Source organism: Pseudomonas sp. (assembly GCF_050739655.1).
Lineage (GTDB): Bacteria > Pseudomonadota > Gammaproteobacteria > Pseudomonadales > Pseudomonadaceae > Aquipseudomonas.
Genome location: NZ_JBOIBY010000495.1, coordinates 1 through 2,024, shown reverse-complemented (window position 1 = coordinate 2,024; position 2,024 = coordinate 1). Strand labels below are relative to the sequence as shown.

General features: G+C 59.6%; 1 protein-coding gene. It reads right to left on the bottom strand.

Annotated elements, in window-relative coordinates:
* Positions 1 to 94 precede the first annotated feature (94 nt).
* Positions 95 to 1,942: a sigma-54-dependent Fis family transcriptional regulator gene (locus tag ACRESJ_RS23630; protein WP_431760061.1), complete on the bottom strand. Its 1,848-nt coding sequence runs from the start codon at positions 1,940 to 1,942 to the stop codon at positions 95 to 97.
* Between the last annotated feature and the right edge of the window lie 82 nt (positions 1,943 to 2,024).

Sequence of the window (2,024 nt, the reverse complement as noted above, 5' to 3'; positions counted from 1 at the left end):
CTCCCACAGTGTCCGTGTCGTACACAAAATCTATGCAGTCCGCCGAACCTGTGGGAGCTGGCTTGCCAGCGATGGGGCCCGTTCGACCAACCCATCATTCAGTCTGGCGCAACCGCTTGTACAGGGTATTGCGACTAACCCCAAGCCGCCGCGCCAGATGGGAGATATTCCCCCCGACCGCCTGCAACTGCCGATTCAAGTCCTCGGCATCATCCAGATCCATCGCCAGAGGCTCCTGCGCCTCAACCGGCTCCATCTCCAGATCGACAAAAAAATCATCCGGCAAATGCTCCGGCCGCACTGGTTGTTCCTCAGCCATGGCCAGCGCCACCTGCATCACGCTGCTGACCTGCCTTAAATTCCCCGGCCACGGATGGCGGCTGAACAATTCCAGCACTTCTCGGCTCAACCCAGCCCACTGGCTCGGTTCGCGATGCTGTTCCCACAGGCGTTTGAACAGCGCTTCTTTATCACTGCGTTCCCTTAACGGCGGCAATTCCAGAGTCAAGCCGCCGATGCGGTAATAGAGATCTTCACGAAAACGCCCCAACTGCACTTGTTCGCGCAGCGAGCGATTGGTCGCCGAGATGATCCGGATGTCCACCGGGAACAGCTCGCTGCTGCCCACCGGTTGCACGCAACGCTCCTGCAAAACACGCAGCAAGCGGGCTTGGGTCGGCAATGGCATGTCGCCAATTTCGTCGAGGAACAGCGTGCCTTTGTCGGCCTTGCGGATCAGGCCAATGCTGCCTTTCTGGTTGGCGCCGGTGAACGCACCTTTCTCGTAGCCGAACAGTTCTGACTCCACCAGTTCGGCGGGGATCGCTGCACAGTTGACGGCAATGAATGCCTGTTTGCTGCGAGAACTGGCCTGATGCAGGGCCTTGACGAAGACTTCCTTGCCGACTCCGGTTTCACCGTGGATCAGCAGCGGAATGTCCTTCTCCAGGAGGCGCTCGGCCTGGCGCACGGCTTTTTCCACGCGGCTGTCGCCGAAGTGCAGGGACTTCAGGCTGATGGCGGCTGGCGTTGTAGTGACTGGCTCTGCGCTCTTTGTTTCAACAAACAGTCGCGGTTGGATTGGCACCTGCTTCGGCCGTTTTAGCACGCACTGGAAGCGATTGCGCCCGGAGGCCTGGAGCGAGAAGGGCAGACCTTCGGGCTGATTGAGCAATTCCAGCAGCGAGACCTTGAACAGGCTCTCGACACTGACCCGCGACAAACGCACGCCCAGCAGATTGTCAGCGCGGCGATTGGCGGACAACACCTGGCCGCTCTCGTCGAAGATCAGCAACCCGGCCCATTGGCTGTCGAGGTTGTTCAGGCCGGTGTTGAAAGTCAGCTGGAAGTGCTGGCCGTGGAACAGGTTGAGGATCAGCCGGTTTTCCACGGTCTGGCTCATCATCTTGACCATGCCCAGGGTATGCGACGGCGGCAGATAGCTGTCACTGGACACGTCGAGTACCGCAATCACCTTGCGCTCGGCATCGAAAATCGGCGCGGCGGAACCGGTCATGAAGCGGTTGGCTTTGAGAAAGTGTTCGTCGTGTTCGATATGCACCGCCTGCTGGCAGGCCAGTGCCGTGCCAATGGCGTTGGTCCCGCTGCAGCGCTCCATCCAGCTGGCACCGGCGCTGAAACCACGGGCCAGGCGCGGCTCGATAAAGCGTTGGGTGCCCCACGACGTCAGCACCTGGCCCTGATTGTCGGCGAGCATGATCAGGCAATTGGAGTTGCTGAGGATGTTTTCGTAATACGGCAGCACTTCCTGATGGGTGGTCTGCACCAGTGAATGCTGGCTCTCCAGCAAATGGGCGATGCCTTCAGCGGGAAGCTGATCGAATGCCGGTGCGCTCTGATGTTCAAGACCGAACGCGCGGCAACGGGTCCAGGAGTCCCGGATGATGGTGTCGTGGGAGAGCGGCGAGGTGGGTGCGGCCATGGCAGTGGATAGCTCTTATTGTTTTTATGAATCGCCACTGAACCCAATGTAGGAGCTGCCGAAGGCTGCGATCTTTTGATTC